The following is a 21,575-nucleotide window of genomic DNA, read 5'->3' on the forward strand; positions in this document are numbered from 1 at the left end:
TGTGCAGGTTCAGAAGCGGGAGGAAGGTGCTTGGACAAAGGGAAATTGCAGGCGCTTTCAGCGCTGGAGAAAAAAGTGCTCTGGCTGGCGGCGTGGATGATCCACAACGCCAACCATCTGCGTGAAAACACCGACGGCCTGAAGGTTGGCGGCCACCAGGCGTCCTCGGCTTCGATGGCGACGATCATGACCGCGCTCTACTTCTCCGCGCTCAGGCCTGAAGATCGCGTCGCGGTGAAGCCGCACGCATCCCCAATATTCCATGCCATCCAGTATCTGCTGGGCAACCAGACACGCGCGAAGTTGGAGCAGTTCCGTGCCTTCGGCGGCGCGCAGAGCTATCCTTCGCGAACCAAGGACATCGACGACGTCGATTTCTCCACCGGCTCCGTGGGGCTCGGCGTTGCCCAGACGCTGTTTGCCTCGCTGGTGCAGGACTATCTGCGCGCCCGCGACGAGAATTTTGCCGAGGGCCGCATGGTGGCGCTGATCGGCGACGCCGAGATGGATGAGGGCAACATCTTCGAGGCGCTGCTGGAAGGCTGGAAGCATGGCCTGCGCAACTGCTGGTGGATTGTCGATTATAACCGCCAGAGCCTCGACGCCGTGGTGCGCGAGGGCCTGTGGGAGCGCTTCGAGAGCATCTTCCGCAATTTCGGCTGGGATGTCGTCATCCTGAAATATGGCTCGCTGCAGCAGGCAGCCTTCGCCGAGCCGGGCGGCGAGACATTACGTGCCTGGATCGATGCATGTCCCAACCAGCTCTATTCGGCGCTGACCTTCCAGGGCGGTGCCGCCTGGCGCAAGCGCCTGCTTGCCGACATTGGCGAGGAGCCAGGCATCGCGGCCCTGCTTGAACGTCGCCCCGACGCCGATCTGGCTGCAATGATGACCAATCTCGGCGGGCATGATCTGCCCTCCCTGCTCAAGGCGTTCGAGACGGCGCGCGGCAACGACCGGCCGACCTGCTTCATCGCTTACACCATCAAGGGCTTCGGCCTGCCGCTCGCCGGCCACAAGGACAATCATTCCGGCCTGATGACCAAGGACCAGATGGCGACATTTCGCACGTCGATGTCGGTCAGCGAGGGGCGAGAGTGGGATCACTTCGAGGGGCTGGACATCAAGGAATTGGAACTGCGACGGTTCCTCGATGCGGTGCCGTTCGCGGCCAAGGGCCAACGTCGGCGTCACGCACAACGCATCATCGTGCCCGACCGTCTTGTCTCGGAGGCCAAGGGCAGCGTTTCCACGCAGGTCGGGTTTGGCCGGATCCTGGACGAGATAGGCCGCGCCGGCGGGCCGCTCGCCGATGCCATCGTCACCACGTCGCCGGATGTGACGGTTTCGACCAATCTCGGCCCTTGGGTGAACCGGCGCGGGCTCTTCGCCCGTGAATCGCTGGCGGACACGTTCCGCAACGAGCGCATCGCCTCGGCGCAGAAATGGGAGTTCGGCACGTCCGGCCAGCATATCGAGCTTGGCATCGCCGAGAACAACCTGTTCATCCTGCTGTCGGCGCTCGGCCTGTCGCATTCGATCTTCGGCAAGCGGCTGCTTCCAATCGGCACGCTCTACGATCCGTTCATCCAGCGCGGCCTCGATGCGCTCAACTATGCCTGCTACCAGGATGCCCGCTTCCTGCTCGTCGCCACGCCGTCGGGCGTGACGCTGGCGCCCGAAGGCGGCGCGCACCAGTCGATCGCCACCCAGTTGATCGGCATGGCGCAGGACGGGCTTGCCGCCTATGAACCGGCCTTCGTCGACGAGTTGAGCGTCATCATGCGCTTTGCGCTGGATTACATGCAGCGCGACGGCGACGCCGTGCAGTCGGAGCGTACATGGCTGCGCGACGAGACCGGCGGTTCCGTCTATCTGCGCCTGTCGACGCGGCCGGTCGAGCAGATTGCCCGTGCCATGACGCCGGACCTCGAACAGGACATTGTCGACGGCGCCTACTGGCTGCGACGTCCGGGCCCGAATGCCGAACTGGTCGTCGGCTATACCGGTGCGGTCGCGCCCGAAGCCATCGATGCGGTCGGCATGATGGCGGAGGATCGCCGCGATGTGGGTCTGCTGGCGGTGACCTCGGCTGATCGGCTGAACGCCGGCTGGACGGCGGCAAGCCGTGCCCGCGAACGCGGGCTCGTCCATGCCAGAAGCCATGCCGAAAGGTTGCTTGCCGACCTGCCGTCTCATTGCGCCATCGTCACGGTGACCGACGGTCATCCGGCATCGCTCGGCTGGCTGGGTTCGGTCCACGGCCATCGCACGCGCAGCCTCGGCGTCGAGCATTTCGGCCAGTCGGGGACGATCGACGATCTCTACCGCCATTTTGGGATCGACGCGAACTCGATCGTCGCCGCAGGCAGCGGCATGACGGCCGGGCGGCCGATGCGCTATCTGCGCGCATTGGATTGATACTACCGGCGAGCATCGGCTCTCGGCACGGTCTTCACGTCCGTGCCGGGCCTGCAACGATGCTGCGATCATGCAGCCGTCCGATCTCGCCGTCGCTCAATCCCATCCCAGCCAGGATTTCATCGGTGTGCTCGCCTGGTAAAGGCGCCCGCGTTGCGCCGAGGCGGTTCGCTGAGGAGAAGTAGAGCGGCGACGCCGGCGTCAGCAGGGAGCCGATGCCGGGGTGATCGACCCTGGAGAAGAGCGGATTGTCCGTTGAGCAGCGTGGGTCTTCCGCCAGCAATTGCTGAAAGGTCTGGTAAGGCCCCCACGAAACGCCTGCGTCGGTGAGTATCCGCCGCACCTCGGCAAAGCTTCGTGCCGAAAACCACGGCGCCAATGCCGCGCCGATTGCACCGCGTACCGCAAAGCGTCCGCCTTCCGTGGCAAGGTCAACTCCGGTTTCCGCCGTGAGGCCGGCCACGTCGAGACCTGTCGCCCGCTGTAGCGCGACCCACTGCCGGTCGGTCAAGGCCATCACCATCACGCGTCGGCCATCCGCGGTGGCGAAGTCGCGTCCGAAGGCGCCGTAAAGGAAGTTTCCATCCTTCTCCGCGTTCTCACCGAGTTCGGATTGCGCAAGTCGTCCAAGGTTGGCGACCATTGCCAGCGCTACATCCGATAGCGCCAGCTTCACCAGCGACCCCGTGCCGGTGCGGCGGCGGTGCCGGTCCGCCGCCAGTACCCCCACCGCGGCCATCTCGCCCATGGCAATGTCCCACGCCGGCAGCACGCTGTTGGTTGGCTCGTCCGCGCCACGCGGTCCCGTAATCTCGGGAAAACCGGTCGCGACATTGACTGTGTAATCCACCTCGCTGGTCCCATCGGGATTGCCGCTCAGCGCGACCATGATGATATCGCCACGACGCGCCTTCAAGGCTTCGTAGGCGAGAGCGCCGCGGGCCGGCAGGTTGGTCAGGAAGATGCCGTGATCAGGCCCCGGGCGGGTGATCAACGCTGAAACGATATCCTGCCCTTCCGGCGAGCGCAGGTCGACCTGTATGGAGCGCTTACCCTTGTTCATACCGGCCCAGAACAGGCTCTGGCCGCTATCCGTCACCGGCCAGCGGCGATGGTCGAGCCCGCCGCCGATCTGGTCGAAGCGGATGACATCGGCACCCAGTTGCGCCAGCGTCATGCCGCCGAGTGGCGCCGCCACGAAGGCCGATCCTTCGACGACGCTGAGGCCGGCCAGGATGCCACCGCTCATGCGAACAGTCCGATCAGCCGCCAGTGGAGTACGTCGGAAACCTTGCCCGCGAGATCGGTCGCCTTTGCGAATGACCGCAGATGGACAAGCCCTCCACCGGACGGCAGTGCCTCACAGCGCTCTATCGTGACCTCGGAATGGATCGTATCGCCTTCATGCACCGGGCCGAGATGGTCGCAATCATGCCAGCCGAGAATGGTGACCATCGATGGGAAGACACGGGTCAGCTGCGCCGCGGCCAGCCCGATCGTGTGGCCGCCATATACAAGGCGTCGCCCGGACTGGGTACTGTCATGATGGATGGCGGCCAGGTTCATCGTCAGCCGTGCCAGCTCCGGCGCGCTGCTGACCACGTCGCCGCCAGCCAGGCGATGCACCATCCCGGCATGCAGGTCGTTGAAATGCGGGCCCTGGACCGCCTTGCGATAGGCTTCGAGATTCCAACTCCCGACGGCTGCTGATGTCTGCATGGCAGTCAGTTCGGATCGCGGCAAATCGGTCTCACCTCGTGCATCCCTGTCATCGGCTTGCCGGGCCGGCAGCATGGCGCAACGACAGAAGTCGAGCACCGGCTGATCGTCCTGATCACTGGTCGCGATCCGCATGGTGACGAGGCCGCGCGGTGGCCGGCCGGCCTTGGCGCTGGCCGGCCGCAATCCGATGATCGTGGTGATGGTCTTGAGCGTATCTCCGATAGACGGCGCCCGGCGGAAGAACAGGCCGCGATAGAAGAGGTTGGCGATCGCCCGCTGGGTCACCAGCGTCGATTGGCCGATCGCGATGTCCCAGACCAGGGCCGGCGCGGCGAATGGCTGCTGCCTGCCGGTTACCGACGCAGACACATCGGCGTCGAAGGCCAGCCTGAGCCGGCCGCCGACAATGGCATGATGAACAGCGGCAAGACCGTCCGTCAGTCGCATCGCCGGTGCTGTATCGAACCGATCGCCGATCTTCAGATCGTCATAGAACGGTCCGTCGATGCCGATCGCGGAAGATTCGCTTGTCATCCTTCGTAAGCCTGGATGCTATCGGGACCAGAAATGCCACCTCTGATCCCCTCCGGCCGAAGAGGCGCCGACATGCGACAGGATTTCTCCGAGATCAGGTGCCGCCGAGTCCAGCACTTCGGCGGTTGCCCGTTCCACCGCGTCGCGCGTCTCGGCCTTCAACTGGTCGAGACCACCCGGCGCCAGAATGCTCTCGCTGACCAGCCTGTCGGCAAGAATGTCGATGGGGTCGCGCTTCAACCAGGCGTCCAGTTCGCCGGCCGGCCGGTAGGTTGCCGGGTCGGACCGCGAATGGCCCGAATAGCGATAGGTCTTCATTTCGATCAAGGTCGGACCTTCGCCACGGCGCGCCCGCGCGACCGCGACGGCCATCGCCTCAGCGACCTTGTCGACGTCCTGCCCGTCGACGATGACGCCGGGCATATTGTAGCTGGCGGCGCGCACCGCGATGTCCTCGACCGGTGTCGACAGTTCGATGCGCGTGTACTCGCCATAGAGATTGTTCTCGCACACGAACACCACCGGCAGTCTGCGGATGGCCGCGAAATTCAGTGATTCATGGAAGGCGCCGATATTGGCCGAACCGTCGCCGAAGATCGAGACGGCGACGCGATCCTTGCCGCGCGCCCGTGCGGCCATCGCCGCTCCGCAGGCGATGGGCAACCCTGCGCCGATGATGGCGGCGGTCGGCAGCAGGCCAACCTCCGGCTCGACCAGATGCATGGAACCGCCAAGGCCGCCGGCACAGCCGATGACGCGGCCGCAGATCTCGCCGATCACGCCTTCCGGCGTCACGCCAAGCGCGAGCGCGTGACCATGCCCGCGATAGGTGCAGGTGACGACATCGTCGGGATCGATCGAGCGGGCTATGCCGACCGAAACCGCTTCCTGACCGCTGGCCAGATGCGTGCTGCCGCGGATATGGCCTTCGGCAAACAGCTTCTGGATGCGGTCCTCGACGAAGCGGATCTCGATCATCCGCGTGAGCTGCTCCAGCCTGTCCTGCAGGGCTTCGCGGCGGGCGATGGGCGAATTGGAATTGGAAATCGTCATGCTGCATTCCTCCACCAGGGCAAGGGCGGTTTGTTGGTCGAGACCAGTGCGGCCACCTGGTCCGCCACATAGGCCGGGCTTGGCAGGAAGCGGGCTTCAAGGGCGCCGCTGTAGGGCACGGGCGCGTCAGGAAGGGTGATGCGATGCGGTGCGGCCTTCAGCTTGCCGAACGCCTCGACTGCGATCGACGAGACGACGTCGCCGCCCCAGCCGCTGCCGGCCGGCGCCTCTTCCAGCGTGACCAGACGGCCGGTGCGGGCAACCGAGTCCATCACGGTCTTGCGGTCCCAGGGCCACAATGTCAGGAGATCGATGACCTCTATGTTGGCGCTGCTTGCCTCCGCCGCCGCCAGCGCGACACGTCGCATGGCGCCGCAGGTGACGAGCGTTACGTCGGTTCCCGGTCGCGCGATCTCGGCGTGGCCGAGCGGAATGCGGTAGTCGCGGTCGAATTCATATTCTTCGCGCTCGGCGTAGAGCACGCGCGGCTCGAGGATCACCACGGGATCCGGATCCTCGATCGCGGAACGCAGCAGGCCGTAGGTCGTGCGGGCGTTGCTGGTCACGGCGACCTTGAGGCCCGGCGTGCCCCGGAACCAATGGTCGAGCATCTGCGAATGCTGGCAGCCGAAGCCCTGGCCGGCGCCGGCCGATGCGCGCACGACGAGCGGCGTCGTCAGCCGGCCGCGCGACAGATAACGCATCGTCGCCGCCTGCGTCGTCAGCTGGTCGAGCGCGACGCCGATGAACTCTATGAACATCATCTCGACCACCGGCTTCAGGCCGCAGACCGCGGCACCCACCGCCGCACCCATGAAGGCCATTTCGGAAATCGGCGTGTCGATCACCCGTTCCGGTCCGTGCGAGGCAAGCAGGCCTTCGGTCACCTTGAACGGGCCGCCGGCCACGGCGACATCCTCACCCATGACGATGACGCTCGGATCATCCGTCATCGCATCGTCAAGGGCCCTCAGGACCGCCTGCCGTATCCAGATTTTAGCCAAGGTTCAAACCTCCCAATACGCTGTTCAGCCGTGTGTGCAGGGCATGAAGCTAGCCCAGTCGAAAAAATTTGGAAACGTTTTTATTGATGCCGGACATCACTCTGTTTATAGCTGTGGAAGAGCCGCGTGCTTTCGATGGATTGATGCGGTCACAGCCCTCTGGCGAATTCGCGCGTCCACCGTACGACCTTCCGGCGACCGGTGGATTCCCCTCAGTACTGGCGTTGCACACGGAGAATAGACGATGCGTTCCACCCTTAAGATGCCCAAGGTCGGCGACGCCGTCGACGAAGTCGTGATTAACGATATCCAGGCCCAGATTGGCGCCAGGGTCGTTGAGGGGCAGACGCTGTTCGTTGTCGAAACCGACAAGAGCCAGATCGAGATTCCCGCGCCTTTTGGCGGCACTGTGGTGGAGATCCTGATTGCTGTCGGCGATGACGTCAAAACCGGCGCCCCGACACTCGTGCTCGAGGTCTGACAGGCGGGCAGGCCATTGGGCTTGACCGAAAACTGCAGCGGCGATCATGACGAGATCGCCGACATGTTCAAATCGCGGCGCAACAGTTTGCCATTGGCGCTGCGCGGCAGGCTGGGAACGAAGAACACCTGCCTCGGGCATTTGTAGGCGGCTAGGCGTTTGCCGGCCATGGCGACGATGTCTTCTGCGCTGACATCGACGCCTTCCTTGCGCACCACATAGGCGGCGATCACCGAAACGTCACCGCGCACACGGTGTTCGGCGACCGCGATTTCGGCGATGCCGGGGCAGGGCGCCAGCGCTGCCTCGACCTCCAGCGGCGAGACCCGGAAGCCGCCGGCATTCATCATGTCGTCGGCGCGGCCGTGATACCAGAGATAGCCGTCTTCATCGAAAGCGGCGAGATCGCCGCCGGCAAACCAGTCGCCGCGAAAAACCTGGCTTTCTTCATCAGCGCGCCGCCAATAGCCACGCATCAGGCCGGCATCGCCGCGATGGATGGCAAGCAGCCCGATGTTCCCGGTGGGCAGCGGCTCGTTCGAACCCGAAAGCGGCAGAATGGCGATGCGTCGTCCGCCCTGCGGCTTGCCCGGACTGCCCGGACGGATCGGCATGCCCGCGTGGTTGGAGATGAAGGTCGAGCATTCGCTCATGCCGAACGCCTCGTAGATCTCCCGCCCCGTGGCGGTCCGCCAGCCGTCGAGGACGGCAGGGCTGAGCGCCTCGCCTGCGGCAAGACCGTGCCGCAGCGTTGGCAGGCTGCTCGGTGTCAACGAACAGTATTTCTGCATCTGGCGATACAGCGAAGGCACGGCGGCGAACAGCGTGGCGCCGACGGCGTCGATCAGCTTGGGCCACACCTCGATATCCTTCGGCCCGTTGTAGAGCACGGCGGTGGCGCCGCAGGCCCAGGGGTCGAGCAGCCCGACGCCCAGCGTATAGCTCCAGTTGAACGCGCCGGCATGCAGCATGACGTCATCGGCGGTCAGCCCCTGCCAGTCGCGGTGCATCGGTGTGCGACCAAGCGCGGTACGATGCGCGTGGACGACTCCCTTGGGGCGGCTGGTCGTGCCGGATGTGTAGATCATGTAGGCCGGCGCTTCTGCCTCCGTGTCCGCATGGGTCGGAAGCGGTGGCGACGCCTTGAGACGGCCGATCACTTCTTCGTCGATGATCTTGCAGTCCGACGGGATCGAAGCGATTGCCAGCGGCCCGGTCTGTGTGATGGCCGAGGCGGCGGAATCGTCGAGCAGAAAAGCGGCTTCGCCTTCCGTGAGTTGCGAGGAGACGGGGATTGGCACGAGGCCGGCCGAGATGGCGCCGAAGAACAGCAGGGCATAGTCGCTGGTGTTGGGCAGGCGCAGCAGGATCCGGTCACCACCAGTGAGACCTTCGGCAAGCAGCCCCGCGGCGACACTGCGCACGGCAAGGTCGAGGGCCGCATAGGTCCAGCGCTCGGCTTGTTCGGGTTTGCCGGCATCGCCGACCACGATCAGCGCCGCCTTGTCAGGCGTCGCGCGCGCGGCGCGACCGACGCAATGATCCGCGAGATTGAAGGATTTCGCGATCAAGAGACCCGCAGCCAGTCTGCAATGTGCACCATGCCCTGCACGGTCCAGCCGCCGTCAACGACCAGGGTCTGGCCCGTGATGTAACTGGCCCGGTCACTGGCGAGATAGACGACCGGATCGGCGATCTCGACAGGCTCCGCGAGCCGCCCCATCGGAATGCGTTCGACCTGCCATTCGCCACGGATGGAGCCATCCTTCAGCCCTTGCTCGATGAGCTTGGTGCGCGTGGAGCCGGGGGCCACCGCATTCACGCGGATGTTGGCGGAAGCGACCTCCGTGGCGTAGACGCGCGTCAGGCTTTCGATGCCTGCCTTCGCGGCGCTGTAGGGTCCACGGCCGGGGATGCCGACAATGCCCGCCGCCGACGCGATGCTGACGATGGCGCCGCCGCTGCCTCGCTCCCGCATGCGCCGGATCGCCTGTGCGCTGCACAGATGCATTCCGGTCAGGTGGGTGTTGAGAACCAGATGCCAGTCCTCGATCGGCATGTTCTCTGCCAGGGCGACCCGTTGCACGCCGGCATTGTTGACCAGCACGTCGACACATCCAGCCGTCCGGTCGATCTGGCTGAATGCCTTCGCGACGCTCTCGGTATTTGCAACATCGGCGGTCAGATAGGTCACGCCTTCGCGCTTTTCGTCGGGCTCGCTGAGATCAAGGGAGAAGACCCTCGCGCCTTCCTCGAGGAAGCGAGCCGCGATGGCATCGCCGATGCCGCGTGCCGCCCCGGTTATGGCGGCGACCTTTCCCAACAGAGCTTGCGTCATGGCTTGCTCCTCCTTGCCCGCTAGTACATCAGCCAGCCGCCGCTGACATTGATGGTGGCGCCGGTGATGTAGCTGGCGTGGTTGGATGCCAGGAACAGCACGGAGCCGGCGAGTTCAGAGGGTGCGGCCATGTAGCCGAGCGGTATCTGCGCGACGGTAGCGGCCAATGCCGCATCGTCCATGCCCGAACGCATCATCGCGGTGTCGGCCGCGCCCGGCGATACCGCATTGACGGTGATCTTGTCCTTGGCCAGCGAGCGCGCCAGGCCTCGCGTCATCGAGACGATGCCGCCCTTGGTCGCCGCATAGGCCACGGAGCCGCCGAAGCCGCCGCTCATCCAGCCCTGCGAGGTGAAGTTGATGATCCTGCCGCCCGTGCCTTGCTCTTTCATGGTGCGGGCAACAGCCTGGCACAGGAAGAACGAGGCCTTGAGGTTGACGTCGTGCTGAATGTCCCAGTCGGCTTCGCTGACATCGAAGACGCTTGCCCTGCGGATCAGCACAGCCGCCGTCTGCACCAGCACGTCAAGTCTGCCGAATGCTCCTACCACCTGTGCGATCAGTTCGGCATGACCACTGACTGGCCGCAGGTCGTGGCCGATCGCCAGATGCGGTCCGCCTTCCATTTCCCCCACCTGCGCGTCGACACGGCCCTGGTCGATGTCGACCACAGCAACGCGCGATCCGGCCGCAGCAAAGGCCAGGCAGACCTCGCGGCCGATGCCGCCCGAACCGCCGGTGACCAATACGGCTTTTCCTTCGAGGCCGGAGCCGATGTCGAACGCCATGGGTTCCTCCTGTCAGCTTTCCGACGGTGGCGCGATCACCGTCTGTTCGGTGACGAAACACGATTGCGCCTCGCGCATGAATTTCTTGCGGTCTTCCACCAGCATCGAGTGGAACGGCTCGGTGGCGAAGGCCTTGTGCGCGTCCTCGATGCTGTCGAACCAGACCTCGCCGACGCCGTCCCACGCGGCGTCTTCCGGAGACCAGCTCTGCACGCGCCCGAAGCGCAAGCCACGGACACCAGGCATCTGGCGGACAATATCGGCATGCGGGCCGGTCCAGTGGGCGAAGAACTCTTCCTTGCTGAGCCCCTCCTTGCGACGCAGGAAACTGACGCGCTTGATCATGATGTGGCTGCCTTTGGCGGAATCTGGAACAGCTCCAGCGTAATGCCGTCATGGATGCGCAGATAGGCCGCTTGCGCGCCGATGTTGGGGCCACCGTCTATGGCGACCGGACCGTCTGGAGAGATCGGCCGGGCGCCGCAGCTGACGGCCCGCTGCCAGACCGCGCGGGCATCGGAAACCTTGAGGCAGAGATGCACATTGCCGGGGTTGGCCGTCACTTCGTCATTGGAGCTGCGCTCTACGGCCTGATAGTCGAGCAACTCGATCACGCCACCGCCGGGCAAGTCGACAAATGCCGCCTTGATGGTGATCCCGGGATAGCCGACGACCCGGCTGAGATAGGGCCGGTCGAGCACCGTGCTCCAGCGTGCCGGCCTGCCGAGAAAGCCCTCCCAAAAGTCGAGCGCGGCCTGCAGGCTGGCGACGCTCATCCCGATGTGATGGACACCTTCGATCGCTTCGATAGCGTCAGGCATGTTGCCGCCTCATATCCTGAACAGGCGCTCGGCATTGCCCGAGAACATCGCTGTTTGTTCCGCCGTGGAAAATCCGGAAATGATCTCGGCATACGCATTGATCACATCCGGATAGGAACTGAACATGCGGTCCACCGGCCAGTTGGTGCCGAAGACGACACGGCCGGTTCCGAACGCCTCGATGCTGCCGAGCACATAGGGACGGATCGAATCCACCGTCCAAAGCGGATCACCCATGCCGAGCCCGGATATTTTCATGGTAACATTCGGGGACTTGGCCATCACATCCATTGCCGCCCTCCAGCGCTGGAAGCTCGCGGCATTGCGGCCCAACGGGATCGCGCAATGGTCGATGCAGATTTGTATTTCTGGGAAGCTGCGCGCTAGGTCGAGGATGTCGTCGGCCAGTTCGGCGCGGGTGTCTATGCACGAAACAAGGTTGCGCGGTCCGAGTTCGGCAAAGCCGCGGCGCCATGCCTTGTCGATCAGATAGCGCCCGTCGCCGAAATTGCGGATGCCGCGCACATTGGCGAACTTCAGGTGCCGGTCCAGCACCTGCGCCGCGTCGGGCCGGGCCAGATGGCATTCCGCGACAACGCCTTGCGGATAGCCGGTCTTGTCGGCGAAGCTCTGCAGCCATTCGGTCTCGACCACCGGGTCGGGCGTGTTGACCGCCGCCTGCACATGCACGGCCTTGGGGACGTTGGCGAAGCGGATTTCGGCGATGTAATCCTTGATGAAATAGTGCTGGGATTTCAGCGGGTCGGTGTCGGGCAGGAAACCGTGCACCGCATCGGGCTCCAGCCAGCCGTAGCGCAATTGCGCATGCTTCATGTCGTGCAGATGGAAATGCGTGTCGACGAAAGGAATATCAGCCATGGCGGCGTGCCTCGACCGGGTGAATGGACACCGCATCGGCAATGGCTTGGCCGAGCGAGGTTGTCGACGCATTGCCACCCATGTCAGGCGTCAGGTTTTCGACGGAAGCCAGCACGCGCTCGATGGCCACGACAATCGCGTCGGCGGCATCCTTGGCACCGAGATGTTCCAGCATCATGGCGCCCGACCAGATCTGGCCGATCGGGTTGGCGATGTTCTTGCCAGCAATGTCGGGTGCGGAGCCGTGCACCGGCTCGAACATGGACGGGAACCTTCGCTCCGGGTTGAGATTGGCTGAAGGCGCGATGCCAATCGTTCCGGTTACAGCCGGACCAAGGTCGGACAGGATATCGCCGAACAGGTTGCTGGCCACCACGACATCGAAGCTTGAGGGGCGGCGCACGAAATGCGCGGTCAGGATGTCGATGTGGTATTGCTCGGTGGCAATATCGGGAAAATCGCCTGCGACAGCGCGAAACCGCTCGTCCCAGAATGGCATCGTGTGGATGATGCCGTTGGATTTCGTCGCGGAAGTCAACCTGCGCTTGCGCTTGCGCGCCAGTTCGAAGGCGAACTTCATCACCCGGTCGCAGCCGAAGCGCGTCAGCACCGTGTCCTGGATGACCATTTCCTGGTCGGTGTCGGGGAACATGCGGCCGCCGACCTCGGAATACTCACCCTCGTTATTTTCGCGCACGATGTAGAAATCGATCGCGCCTGGCCGTGCCAGCGGTGAGGGCACGCCCTCGAAGAGCCGCACCGGCCGCAGATTCACATATTGCTGGAAATTGCGTCGGATCGGCATCAGCAGCGTCCACAGCGATTCCACATCGGAGACGGTCGGCCAGCCGATGGCGCCGAGAAAGATCGCATCATGTCCGGCAATGCGGTCGAGCCCGTTCTCCGGCATCATCCTGCCAAGTCTGGCATGATGATCGCAGCCCCAGTCGAGATGATCCCATGCCAGATCGATGCCGAAGACACGCGCGGCCGCCTCGACGACTTTCACGCCCTCCGGAACGACTTCCTTTCCGATTCCGTCTCCTTCGATGACCGCGATCTTCGCTGAAGGCATGGTTCTCTCTTCTCTGGTGCGGTCTGGGGGTTCAGGAAAAATATCGTTTCAATTAATAGCCAGCCTGCAGGAGCATTGCAAGTGCGTCTTGTGCGGGCCGCGTGGCCTCGCCGCCATTCGTCGATTGTCGGCGAGAAAGGCATGGTTTCGATTCTATGGGGCTCAAAATGGGCAAGAGCGGCAATTGAATTTCGCATATATGCCTTGAATCTCCTGTCTTCGACGGGAAATTCAGCGCCGCCCTGGCGTGGCACCATGCGCTTATCGGCGGACTCCGCGGCGGTGGCCGGCGCGGTCGCTCCAAAAATCGCTTGCATCAAACAATAACGTTTCAATATAGTCAGTCGGGAGTGGGAGCTTGGCTCCCGGAGGAGCATGCAGACATCGGGTCTCGATCTCGTCGCAACGCGGTGAGGTGATAGCCACGCGTTGTTGGCATGTCGAAAGACAGGGAGCACCATGGGTTCGCCAATGCGCAGCCGCCGCGCCATTGTAACCGGAGCCGGCAGCGGCATCGGCAAGGCAGTTGCTTTGCGCCTCCTGCGTGAGGGCGTCGATGTGCTGGCGGTCGACATCGATGCGGCCAGGCTGGACGATCTGGCGAGCGCCGATTGCCGGATCAAGAGCGTGGATCTCACCGACCCGGCCGGGCGCGCAAAGCTGGCGGAGGCCGCCGACGGCGCCGACTACCTGGTCAATTCCCACGGCATCATCATGGTCAAGTCGATCTTCGACATCACCCTGGAGGACTGGCGCCAGGTACAGGCTGTGAATGCCGAGTCGGTGTTTTTCCTGTGCCAGGCCATCGGGCCGAAGCTGAAGCCGGGCGGCGCCATCGTCAATCTGTCGTCCAGCTCTTCCAAGCTCGCCTCCACGGTCGAAGTCGCGGCCTATGCCGCGTCCAAGACGACGATCCTGTCGATCACCCGATCCTTCGCCTATGCGCTCGCCTCCCGGCCGGTCCGGGTCAATGCCATCTGCCCTGGGATCATCGATACGCCGATGCAGGACAATGTGCTCGCCAGTGTCTCCAGGCTGCGCCGGACGGAGATCGCCACACTCGAGGAGGCGCGCACGCGCACCGTGCCGCTGGGGCGCGCCGCCAGTGCCGATGAATGCGCCGGCGCCATCTGGTTCCTGCTGTCGGACGAGGCAGCCTACATGACCGGGCAAGCGGTGAACTTCACCGGCGGCCTGGTGACCTGGTGAACGGAGGATAAGCATGAAGAAGCCGATGATCACACGGGCCAGGGGGCTTGGACATCCGGAAGGTCCCTACGAACTCGACGATGGGCGCGTGATCTATGCCAACACCTATGCCAGCGAGATTGGCGTCTGGGATCCGAAGACCAACAACCAGGCTACTTATGCCTTTGTCGGCGGTGGTCCGAACGCATGCATGCTTGGCAGCGATGGCGCCGTCTATTCGACGCAGACGCCGAATGTTGGCACCTGGGTCGCCCCGGTCCACCGGCCGCCATCGATCCAGAAGACATCGGCTGGCGGCAAGGTCGAGATATTGGTGAGCGAGGCCGATGGCGTGAAATTCGACGGCCCCAACGATCTGACTTTCGGTCCGGACGGGCGGCTCTATTTCACCGATTCAGGTGACTGGAACCAGGCCGAAAAGCCGCATCCGGGACGCATCATCGTCATCGAAAAGAACGGCGTGGCCAGAATTCTGGAAGAGCTCGACCATGTCTATCCCAACGGCATCGTCGCCGAGCCGGACGGATCGATCGTGTGGGTGGAATCTTACACGTTGAGCGTTGTCAGGCGGAAGCCTGACGGCACCAAGACGGTCATCCACACGCTGGCCGAAGGGCATATTCCCGACGGCCTGAAGATCGATGTCGACGGCAATCTGTGGATCACGACGGTCGCCTCGGGCGGCGTCGACGTGCTCTCCCGGGAAGGCAAACACCTGCACTTCCTCGACGTCGGCGGCACCTTGCTCAATTGCTGTTTCGGCAAGGGCGGCAAGCTGTTCGTCTGCGACATGGGGCCGTTCGACACCTCCGGCGCCGCCATGACCGGCCAACTGGTCGAAGTCGATGTCGGGGTAGAAGGCATGCCGTTGTTTCGCGGCGCGATTGGTTAGGAAAGTCCATCATGAAGATTGCCAAGGTCGAAGCGATTCCGGTCAGCTATCCAGAACCGAACGACTTCAACGCGCTGCGTCATCTGTGCCTGGCCAAGATCACCGCCGATGATGGCCAGGTCGGCTGGGGTGAATCCATTACCCAGTTTCCGGAGGCGAATTTCGCCGCCAAGGCGATTATCGAGGGCATGGCGCCCAATCTGATCGGCAAGGACCCGGTGCAGACCGAGGCGCTGTGGCGGCAGAACAAGCAGCAGGCTTGGTGGTATGGCTATCATGGCGGCATTGCCTCCTATGCCACCGCAGCGATCGACATCGCGCTCTGGGACCTGAAGGGCAAGGCGCTCGGCCGCAGCGTGCTCGATCTGCTAGGTGGCTGCGTGCATGAGCGGCTGCCGGCAATCGCATCGTGCCATGCCCATTACGAATCCATCGAGGAGATGGCGCAGGAAACGGCGGAGTGGGTCTCCACCGGACTTCAAGGGCTGAAGACCGGTTTCGGCAAGCGCGGCAACGCCAATCTCGGCTACGACCACAAGCGCGACGTCGCCTATGTCAAGGCGATGCGCGAAGTGCTCGGCGACAAGATGCTGATGATCGACAATGGTATCAACATCAAATGGGACGTCACGGATGCCGTGCGTCGCGCCAAGGCGATGGAGGAGTACAACCTCGCCTGGATCGAGGAACCGCTGGGCGCCTGGGACCCGGAAGGTTACGCCAACCTGCGCTCCAAGACCACCACGCGTATCGCCTATGGCGAGCGGGAGTGGACCCTGGAGCAGTTCGAGCGCGTGCTGGCCACCGGCACGGTCGATGTCATCGGCGTCGATCCCGGCCGCGCCGAGGGTATCACCGGCTTCAAGAAGGTGACCGAACGCTGCGAGTTCTATCGCAGGCAGGCCAACGCGCATGCCTGGTCGTCGGCCATCGTCACCGCCGCCAGTCTCGCCATCTCGTTCAATTCGCCGGCGTGCAAGCTTTTCGAGTTCAAGCCGCTGCGCAATCCGATGCAGCACGACCTCGTCACCAAGCCTTTCGAGCATGTCGACGGCTGGGTCTACCCGCCGACCGGGCCTGGCCTCGGCATCGAGGTCATCGAAGAGGTGGTCGAGGGATATCGAAGCGAAAAGGTGCTCGGCAGACTTTAGACCGGAAGCAGAAGCTCAATTCAAAATGGGAGGAAATCGTGAGGAAAATCGTACAATACGGAATGGCCGCGGCACTTGGTTGCACCATGCTCTCCGCCGGTCATGCATCGGCGCAGAATGTCGACACGCAGATCCCTTTGACCGGCGAGAAGGTCGAGGGCGCGCCCTTCACGGTCAAGCGTGACTGGGGAACCTTCAAGCTGGCGGATCGCATCGCCGCCAAGGTCAAGGCCGGCGAAAAGATCAACTATGTGTTTTCCTATCAGGCATCGGGCATTCCGCTGTTCTCGCCGCAATTCGCCGCGGGCTTCGACATGGGCTGCAAGATGGCGCAGCCGATCTATCCGATGAACTGCGCCTCCATCGCGCCGGTTCAGAACGATCCGAACCAGCAGGTGTCGCAGATCGAGGCCAAGCTCGCCGCGGGCGAGATCGATTGCATCGGCATCGAGCCCGTTAGCGGCGACTCCATGACCGCCATCACCAACAAGCTGATGGACATGGGCATCCCTGTCTTCACGTCGGGCGTGCCTTCCAACGGGCATGAGTTCACCCGTTTCACGCAGATACCTCTCCAGGAAGGCAAGTATGCCGCCGAGACGGTGCTCAAGTGGATCAAGGACAACAACAAGACCGATATCAAGGTCTTTGCCGTTTCGGGTGGCGATCCCACGGTTGAATGGGCTCAGGGCCGCATGAAAAGCTTCGTCGATACAATCAAGGCCGCCATCCCCGACGCCACCTTCGTTACGACCGAGGCCAACGGTCTCAACACCAGCTACGAACCCGGCCAGACCTACGACACTTACCGCTCGTTCCTGACCGCCAATCCTAACGTCCAGTTCATTGAAAACGTCGACATCGGCGCCGAGCATGCCGACCGTGCCATTGAGAGCCTTGGCCTTGTCGGCAAGGTGTTCACGATCGGATGGAACTCATCGCTCGGCCAGCTCGACGGTATCGAGAAGGGTATCCAGGTGGCGCAACTCGATCAGCGCTGGCCCGATCAGGCTGGCTTCGGTTCGGTGGCCTGTGCCGCCTTCCTGAAGAACGGTGAAATCCTGCCCAATACGCAGACGCTGAAGGCCGTGCTGAAGGACGGCGTCGCAAAGGCCCGCGAAGAACTGAACCGCACGATGGGCCAGTAAGGTCTATAGGATAAGGCGAGCCGCGCGACCCGCGGCTCGCCTTCTGCTTTTTCTGCCATGAGGATGCGATGACCAACACCGAAACCACGCAGTCCGCGCCGCGCCCGTCAATGTCCATGGCCGGCAAGGCAACGATCGACGTCGCCTTGCGGCTCGGGGGGCTGTTTGCCGCCATTGTTGTCGTCGCGCTCATCTTCATCGCCATCAATCCGAACGTCGCCAATCTCAACATGGGCGGCTCTGTTCTGCGCTCGATGAGCTCGGTCGCCATCATGGCGCTTGGTTTGACGCTGGTGATCGTCGTTGGCGAGATCGACCTGTCGTTTGGCGCGATTTACGGGCTTGCCATCAACTCCCTGGCCGTGATGTGGATCGTCCACGGCATACCCGTCTATTTCGCGATGCCGCTGGCCATTCTCGTTGGCGCCCTTGTCGGTCTCTTCAACGGCATGCTGGTGACGCAGCTCAAGATCCCATCCTTCATCGTCACGCTAGGCAGTTACAACCTCCTGTACGGTGTCACCTTGTGGGTCTCGAATACAGGGACCTTCAACCCCGCCTATCCTCCGGCCGGGAAGACCGTGCCCAAGGGGGAGCTCGACTTCTTCGTCGGCCTCACGCAAAGCATCGGTTCTTTCCAGCTCTCTATCGAAGTGATCTGGATGATCGCCATCGCTATAGTCGTCGGACTGCTTCTCCATCGATCGCTGTTCGGCTTCCGGCTGATGGCCATCGGTGGCAATCCGGTCGCGGCGTCGCTAGCCCGCTTGCCGGTGCGCAGCTACAAGGTAATGGCTTTCGTGCTTTGCGGCGTGCTGGCCGCGGTCGCGGGCGTGCTCGATTTCTCCTTCATCCAGACCAGCCAGCCCAACACCGGATTGTCCGCCACGTTTCCCGTCTTTGCGGCGGTTATCATCGGTGGCGCCAGCCTTTCCGGCGGCAAGGGCACCGTGATTGGAACGCTGGGCGGCGCTTTGCTTCTGGCGGAACTGCAGCTCGGCCTCTCGATCCTGTCGCCCGGCGCCTATGTCCAGCAGATTTTCCTCGGCGCGGTAACAATCGGCGCGGTGGCGCTGGACCTGTTCCTGACCAAGCTGCGCAAGAGCCGCTCGTCATGACCCCTGTCCTGGAGCGCGGCATTTCACTTCGTGGCGTGGCCAAGGCCTATGGCGCGACATTGGCATTGGCGGGCGTCGATCTGGATCTCAGGCCCGGAGAAGTCCTCGGTGTCGCCGGACCCAACGGCGCCGGCAAATCAACGCTGGTGCGCATGATCGCGGGCGAGGAGCGGCCGACCCTCGGCAAGCTCACCTTCGACGGCCGCTCCTGGTCGCCGGCCGATGAATGGCAGGCCGTTGCCGTCGTACACCAGGAGCCGCAGCTCTTCCCAAACCTAACCGTGGCCGAGAACGTCATGGTTGGCCGCGAGGGTAGTGGCAACAGCCATCCTGTCCTCAGCGCAGCCGACGCCGCGGTGATGGACGCGCTTGGCATCGGGCACCTCAAGGACAAGGCGCTGGAGGATTGTTCACTGGCGACGCAACAGCGTACCGAAATCGCCCGCGCCGTGGCCCGGGATTCCAGGGTGTTCTTGTTCGATGAGCCGAATTCGGCGTTGACCGCCGAAGAATCCGATGAGCTTTTCCGAGAAATCCACAAGCTGGCGGCATCGGGGCGCATCGTCGTCCTGGTTACGCATCGCCTCGCCGACTTCGTGGCTCATTGCGACCGTGTCGCGGTGGTGCGTGATGGCAAGGTGCGCGTCATTCTGGAAGGCGATGCGCTGACCGAGGATGCCATAGCGAGGCAACTGGTCACGGAAAGCGCCGCCAGCTTGACTCTGGCAGTGCGCGATCGCGGCCATGACTTTGCCGGCCACCCGCCGCTTTTTCAGACGCTCGACTGGACGCATCGGACGGCATTTTCAGATATCGCCTTCGAAGGTCTTCCGGGCGAGATCATCGCCTTGATCGGCGTCGAAGGTTCGGGCGCGCGCGAGTTGCTGCGCTCGTTGGCCGGGCTTGAGAAGTGCACGGGATCGATCCAGATCGGCACCATGTCGGGATCGGTGGCACTAGACATGCTGACGGCCTATGTGCCGGCGACGCGTCAACTCAGCCTTTACAGCAACTTTTCCGTTGGTGAAAATCTGTTGGTGCGCCTGGGTTATCCGCAGATTGCAGGCGCGGGCTACATGTTGAAGATGCGGCAAATGAAATCGCTGGCCAAGGCGGCGGTGTCGCGCTTCCTCGTCAAGACAGGAACCACGACTCAACCAATCCGCTCGCTGTCAGGCGGCAACCAGCAGAAGGTCGCCATCGCGCAGGCGCTTCACTGCGCCCCGAAACTGCTGCTGCTCGAAGAGCCGACACGCGGCGTCGACATCCACAGCAAGGCCGAGATCTATCGCCTGCTGCGCGACTATGCCGACCAGGGCAACACGGTGGTGATTTTCTGCACCGAAGTGCTGGAAGTCTACGAAGCCGCCGACCGGGTGCATGTCGTGGCGGACGGTGCCATGGCGCATTCGTTGCGGATCGCCGATTATGCACAGGTCGAGCAACTGGCGACCGATATCACACGCCTTGAGCAGGAAAGTCGCAAGGACGAGGCCGCCTAGAGCAATTCCGGGAAAAGTGTGAAACGGTTTTCCCCTTGGGAACTGCGTCAAAAAAAGAGATAGAATGGTTCGGCGTTTCCGTGAAATGATGAACCGCTCTAGGGAAATTCGGGAACAGGGGGTCCCGAAAAGGCCATTCAACCATCGCCGCGGCCCGCGGCGATCCTCCTTGGTCGCAAAGCACCGCCTACACGCGATATTTGCTGATCGTGCTCTGATCGAGGACGAGTCCGAAGCCGGCCCCTTGCGGCACGTCGTAGCTGCCATTGTCGAATTTCGACCGGTTGGCGACGAGGGCGTAGAACATTGGATCGCGGTCCGGGTGAAACGTTTCCAAATATGTGCCGTTCGGAATCGAGGCCAGCAGGTGGGCGGATATCTGCGGTTCCTCGTGGTGGCCCATCTCGACGGTGAAGCAGGAGGCAAGTGCTGCGACGCGGCGCCACTCCGTCGGCCCGCCGCCCCAACTGGCGTCGAAATTGCAGACGTCGATGGCGCCCGACATCATCAGGTCGCGGCAGCCGGCGCGGCTGATCTCGCTCTGCCCGGCGGCGATCGGAATGCCCGTCTGGTTGCGGGCCGCCGCCATGTCGAGCCGGTCATTGTACCAGCGCACCGGTTCCTCGAACCAGCGGATGTTGAGGTCCGCGGCAAGGCGCGAAAACGCCACGGCTTCCGCCAGGCTCCAGCCCTGGTTGGCATCGACCAGCAGTGTGAAGTCGTCGCCCACCGCACTGCGCGCGGCCCGCACGCGCTCGGCATCCTCCTTCGGCGTGCGGCCGCCAACCTTGAACTTGCAGCCGGAATAGCCACTGGCGCGGATCTGCTCCATCTCGCGGCCGAAATCGGCTAACGTCTTGTTTTCCTCATAATATCCGGCGATACAAATGACCGGGAGCTTGTCCTTGTAGCCGCCCCAGAGCTTGTGCAGAGGCATGTCCAGCGCCTTGCCGATCGTGTCCCAAAGCGCGCTGTCGACACAGGCCTGCGCGCACATGGCAAGCTTGCGGTCCCGCAATATGTTGTAGCTCGGCTTGCGCATCGCTTCCCAGCAGCCTTCGATGTTGAAGGCGTCCTTGCCGATCAGCAGCGGCTGGATTTCATCGAGGATGATCCTGACCACCTCGGCCTGGGTTTCGAATTCGTCCCCATTGTAGACCTCGCCGACAATTCCCTGCGCGGTGTAGATGCGGGTGATGATCGTGCAGCGGTGGGTCATGAAATAATTGCTGCCCCGGAACGTGCGGGGCAGGGGCATGCAAAGCGGCACGCATTCTATGCGTTCGATCTTCAGCTGTGCGACCATGATGAGCTCTGATGTTGAAACAGAAATAGAAACGTTTCCAGAATAGTCCGGCCACTCTCCGGAGGTCAAGTGCCGGCGCGTTGCTAATCTCCTTGCCCGAATGGCCTTGGACACGTTAGACTCAAGTTTTATA

The 21,575-nt window shown here is 63.2% G+C and carries 20 protein-coding genes; 8 read left to right on the top strand and 12 right to left on the bottom strand.

All coding sequences use genetic code 11. The features are described 5' to 3' along the window. Window positions 1-96: 96 nt before the first annotated feature. The gene (locus tag FFS37_RS03930; protein ID WP_137929721.1) at window positions 97-2,421 is read left to right on the top strand and encodes a transketolase-like TK C-terminal-containing protein; all 2,325 of its coding nucleotides are present in this window, start codon (window positions 97-99) and stop codon (window positions 2,419-2,421) included. A gap of 34 nt (window positions 2,422-2,455) precedes the next feature. On the opposite strand, the gene FFS37_RS03935 is transcribed toward FFS37_RS03930, so the two are convergent. From FFS37_RS03935 to FFS37_RS03950, 4 genes are read right to left on the bottom strand one after another with little or no spacing between them, the layout of a single operon-like run. Then, window positions 2,456-3,670, bottom strand: coding sequence for a CoA transferase (locus tag FFS37_RS03935; RefSeq protein ID WP_137929607.1), 1,215 nt, complete (start codon window positions 3,668-3,670; stop codon window positions 2,456-2,458). Continuing rightward, window positions 3,667-4,677 (bottom strand): MaoC family dehydratase, encoded by a 1,011-nt coding sequence (locus tag FFS37_RS03940; RefSeq protein WP_137929608.1) that lies wholly within the window; start codon window positions 4,675-4,677, stop codon window positions 3,667-3,669. Before FFS37_RS03940 ends, FFS37_RS03935 begins: the two co-directional genes overlap by 4 nt. An 18-nt stretch (window positions 4,678-4,695) precedes the next feature. Then, window positions 4,696-5,730, bottom strand: coding sequence for a thiamine pyrophosphate-dependent dehydrogenase E1 component subunit alpha (locus tag FFS37_RS03945; protein ID WP_137929609.1), 1,035 nt, complete (start codon window positions 5,728-5,730; stop codon window positions 4,696-4,698). After that, window positions 5,727-6,734 carry an alpha-ketoacid dehydrogenase subunit beta gene (locus FFS37_RS03950; RefSeq protein WP_137929610.1) on the bottom strand — a complete coding sequence of 336 codons (1,008 nt, stop codon included), beginning with the start codon at window positions 6,732-6,734 and terminating at the stop codon, window positions 5,727-5,729. Before FFS37_RS03950 ends, FFS37_RS03945 begins: the two co-directional genes overlap by 4 nt. A gap of 244 nt (window positions 6,735-6,978) precedes the next feature. Here FFS37_RS03950 and FFS37_RS03955 point away from each other — a divergent pair, with 244 nt between their 5' ends. Further along, complete coding sequence (locus tag FFS37_RS03955) at window positions 6,979-7,215, top strand: biotin/lipoyl-containing protein (protein WP_137929611.1); 237 nt, start codon at window positions 6,979-6,981, stop codon at window positions 7,213-7,215. 44 nt (window positions 7,216-7,259) lie between these two features. Here the strand turns inward: FFS37_RS03955 and FFS37_RS03960 are convergent, their stop codons facing one another. Genes FFS37_RS03960 through FFS37_RS03990 form a run of 7 tightly spaced genes read right to left on the bottom strand, consistent with a single transcriptional unit; the run spans window position 7,260 to window position 13,116 of the window. Continuing rightward, window positions 7,260-8,786: an acyl-CoA synthetase gene (locus FFS37_RS03960; RefSeq protein WP_232375560.1), complete on the bottom strand. Its 1,527-nt coding sequence runs from the start codon at window positions 8,784-8,786 to the stop codon at window positions 7,260-7,262. Beyond that, the gene (locus FFS37_RS03965; RefSeq protein WP_137929613.1) at window positions 8,783-9,553 is read right to left on the bottom strand and encodes an SDR family NAD(P)-dependent oxidoreductase; all 771 of its coding nucleotides are present in this window, start codon (window positions 9,551-9,553) and stop codon (window positions 8,783-8,785) included. Before FFS37_RS03965 ends, FFS37_RS03960 begins: the two co-directional genes overlap by 4 nt. A gap of 20 nt (window positions 9,554-9,573) precedes the next feature. Further along, window positions 9,574-10,341 carry an SDR family NAD(P)-dependent oxidoreductase gene (locus FFS37_RS03970; RefSeq protein WP_137929614.1) on the bottom strand — a complete coding sequence of 256 codons (768 nt, stop codon included), beginning with the start codon at window positions 10,339-10,341 and terminating at the stop codon, window positions 9,574-9,576. Between the two features lie 12 nt (window positions 10,342-10,353). Continuing rightward, entirely contained in the window at window positions 10,354-10,686 is a 333-nt protein-coding gene (locus FFS37_RS03975; protein WP_137929615.1) for an EthD domain-containing protein, read from the bottom strand. After that, window positions 10,683-11,162 carry a VOC family protein gene (locus FFS37_RS03980; protein WP_137929616.1) on the bottom strand — a complete coding sequence of 160 codons (480 nt, stop codon included), beginning with the start codon at window positions 11,160-11,162 and terminating at the stop codon, window positions 10,683-10,685. The genes FFS37_RS03975 and FFS37_RS03980 overlap by 4 nt, the downstream gene beginning before the upstream one ends. Before the next feature lie 9 nt (window positions 11,163-11,171). Beyond that, window positions 11,172-12,041: an amidohydrolase family protein gene (locus tag FFS37_RS03985; RefSeq protein ID WP_171026152.1), complete on the bottom strand. Its 870-nt coding sequence runs from the start codon at window positions 12,039-12,041 to the stop codon at window positions 11,172-11,174. Further along, on the bottom strand, window positions 12,034-13,116 hold the full coding sequence (locus FFS37_RS03990; RefSeq protein WP_137929618.1) for a tartrate dehydrogenase: 1,083 nt from the start codon (window positions 13,114-13,116) through the stop codon (window positions 12,034-12,036). The genes FFS37_RS03985 and FFS37_RS03990 overlap by 8 nt, the downstream gene beginning before the upstream one ends. Window positions 13,117-13,575: 459 nt before the next feature. On the opposite strand from FFS37_RS03990, the gene FFS37_RS03995 reads away from it, so the two are divergent. The 6 genes from FFS37_RS03995 to FFS37_RS04020 all read left to right on the top strand — a co-directional run bounded on the left by FFS37_RS03995 (window position 13,576) and on the right by FFS37_RS04020 (window position 20,136). Further along, complete coding sequence (locus FFS37_RS03995; RefSeq protein WP_137929619.1) at window positions 13,576-14,325, top strand: SDR family NAD(P)-dependent oxidoreductase; 750 nt, start codon at window positions 13,576-13,578, stop codon at window positions 14,323-14,325. Window positions 14,326-14,338: 13 nt separating this feature from the next. Next, on the top strand, window positions 14,339-15,217 hold the full coding sequence (locus tag FFS37_RS04000; protein WP_137929620.1) for an SMP-30/gluconolactonase/LRE family protein: 879 nt from the start codon (window positions 14,339-14,341) through the stop codon (window positions 15,215-15,217). Window positions 15,218-15,228: 11 nt separating this feature from the next. Further along, window positions 15,229-16,368 (top strand): mandelate racemase/muconate lactonizing enzyme family protein, encoded by a 1,140-nt coding sequence (locus tag FFS37_RS04005; RefSeq protein WP_137929621.1) that lies wholly within the window; start codon window positions 15,229-15,231, stop codon window positions 16,366-16,368. 38 nt (window positions 16,369-16,406) lie between these two features. Then, entirely contained in the window at window positions 16,407-17,516 is a 1,110-nt protein-coding gene (locus tag FFS37_RS04010) for a sugar ABC transporter substrate-binding protein (protein ID WP_137929622.1), read from the top strand. 68 nt (window positions 17,517-17,584) lie between these two features. After that, window positions 17,585-18,634, top strand: coding sequence for an ABC transporter permease (locus tag FFS37_RS04015; protein WP_137929623.1), 1,050 nt, complete (start codon window positions 17,585-17,587; stop codon window positions 18,632-18,634). Beyond that, window positions 18,631-20,136 carry an ATP-binding cassette domain-containing protein gene (locus FFS37_RS04020; RefSeq protein ID WP_137929624.1) on the top strand — a complete coding sequence of 502 codons (1,506 nt, stop codon included), beginning with the start codon at window positions 18,631-18,633 and terminating at the stop codon, window positions 20,134-20,136. Before FFS37_RS04015 ends, FFS37_RS04020 begins: the two co-directional genes overlap by 4 nt. Before the next feature lie 187 nt (window positions 20,137-20,323). Here the strand turns inward: FFS37_RS04020 and FFS37_RS04025 are convergent, their stop codons facing one another. Continuing rightward, window positions 20,324-21,442 (bottom strand): mandelate racemase/muconate lactonizing enzyme family protein, encoded by a 1,119-nt coding sequence (locus tag FFS37_RS04025; protein WP_137929625.1) that lies wholly within the window; start codon window positions 21,440-21,442, stop codon window positions 20,324-20,326. Between the last annotated feature and the right edge of the window lie 133 nt (window positions 21,443-21,575).

The sequence above is a fragment of the Mesorhizobium comanense genome (assembly GCF_005503535.1).
Classification (GTDB): domain Bacteria; phylum Pseudomonadota; class Alphaproteobacteria; order Rhizobiales; family Rhizobiaceae; genus Mesorhizobium; species Mesorhizobium comanense.

Excerpts from the sequence above, each read along its gene's own strand:
- FFS37_RS04000 (WP_137929620.1), top strand. The coding sequence starts at position 14,339 with ATGAAGAAGCCGATGATCACACGGGCCAGGGGGCTTGGACATCCGGAA.
- FFS37_RS03930 (WP_137929721.1), top strand. The coding sequence starts at position 97 with ATGATCCACAACGCCAACCATCTGCGTGAAAACACCGACGGCCTGAAG.
- FFS37_RS03995 (WP_137929619.1), top strand. The coding sequence starts at position 13,576 with ATGGGTTCGCCAATGCGCAGCCGCCGCGCCATTGTAACCGGAGCCGGC.
- FFS37_RS03965 (WP_137929613.1), bottom strand. The coding sequence starts at position 9,553 with ATGACGCAAGCTCTGTTGGGAAAGGTCGCCGCCATAACCGGGGCGGCA.
- FFS37_RS03945 (WP_137929609.1), bottom strand. The coding sequence starts at position 5,730 with ATGACGATTTCCAATTCCAATTCGCCCATCGCCCGCCGCGAAGCCCTG.
- FFS37_RS04005 (WP_137929621.1), top strand. The coding sequence starts at position 15,229 with ATGAAGATTGCCAAGGTCGAAGCGATTCCGGTCAGCTATCCAGAACCG.
- FFS37_RS03990 (WP_137929618.1), bottom strand. The coding sequence starts at position 13,116 with ATGCCTTCAGCGAAGATCGCGGTCATCGAAGGAGACGGAATCGGAAAG.
- FFS37_RS04025 (WP_137929625.1), bottom strand. The coding sequence starts at position 21,442 with ATGGTCGCACAGCTGAAGATCGAACGCATAGAATGCGTGCCGCTTTGC.
- FFS37_RS03980 (WP_137929616.1), bottom strand. The coding sequence starts at position 11,162 with ATGCCTGACGCTATCGAAGCGATCGAAGGTGTCCATCACATCGGGATG.
- FFS37_RS03975 (WP_137929615.1), bottom strand. The coding sequence starts at position 10,686 with ATGATCAAGCGCGTCAGTTTCCTGCGTCGCAAGGAGGGGCTCAGCAAG.
- FFS37_RS03935 (WP_137929607.1), bottom strand. The coding sequence starts at position 3,670 with ATGAGCGGTGGCATCCTGGCCGGCCTCAGCGTCGTCGAAGGATCGGCC.
- FFS37_RS03940 (WP_137929608.1), bottom strand. The coding sequence starts at position 4,677 with ATGACAAGCGAATCTTCCGCGATCGGCATCGACGGACCGTTCTATGAC.
- FFS37_RS03955 (WP_137929611.1), top strand. The coding sequence starts at position 6,979 with ATGCGTTCCACCCTTAAGATGCCCAAGGTCGGCGACGCCGTCGACGAA.
- FFS37_RS03985 (WP_171026152.1), bottom strand. The coding sequence starts at position 12,041 with ATGGCTGATATTCCTTTCGTCGACACGCATTTCCATCTGCACGACATG.
- FFS37_RS04015 (WP_137929623.1), top strand. The coding sequence starts at position 17,585 with ATGACCAACACCGAAACCACGCAGTCCGCGCCGCGCCCGTCAATGTCC.
- FFS37_RS03970 (WP_137929614.1), bottom strand. The coding sequence starts at position 10,341 with ATGGCGTTCGACATCGGCTCCGGCCTCGAAGGAAAAGCCGTATTGGTC.
- FFS37_RS04020 (WP_137929624.1), top strand. The coding sequence starts at position 18,631 with ATGACCCCTGTCCTGGAGCGCGGCATTTCACTTCGTGGCGTGGCCAAG.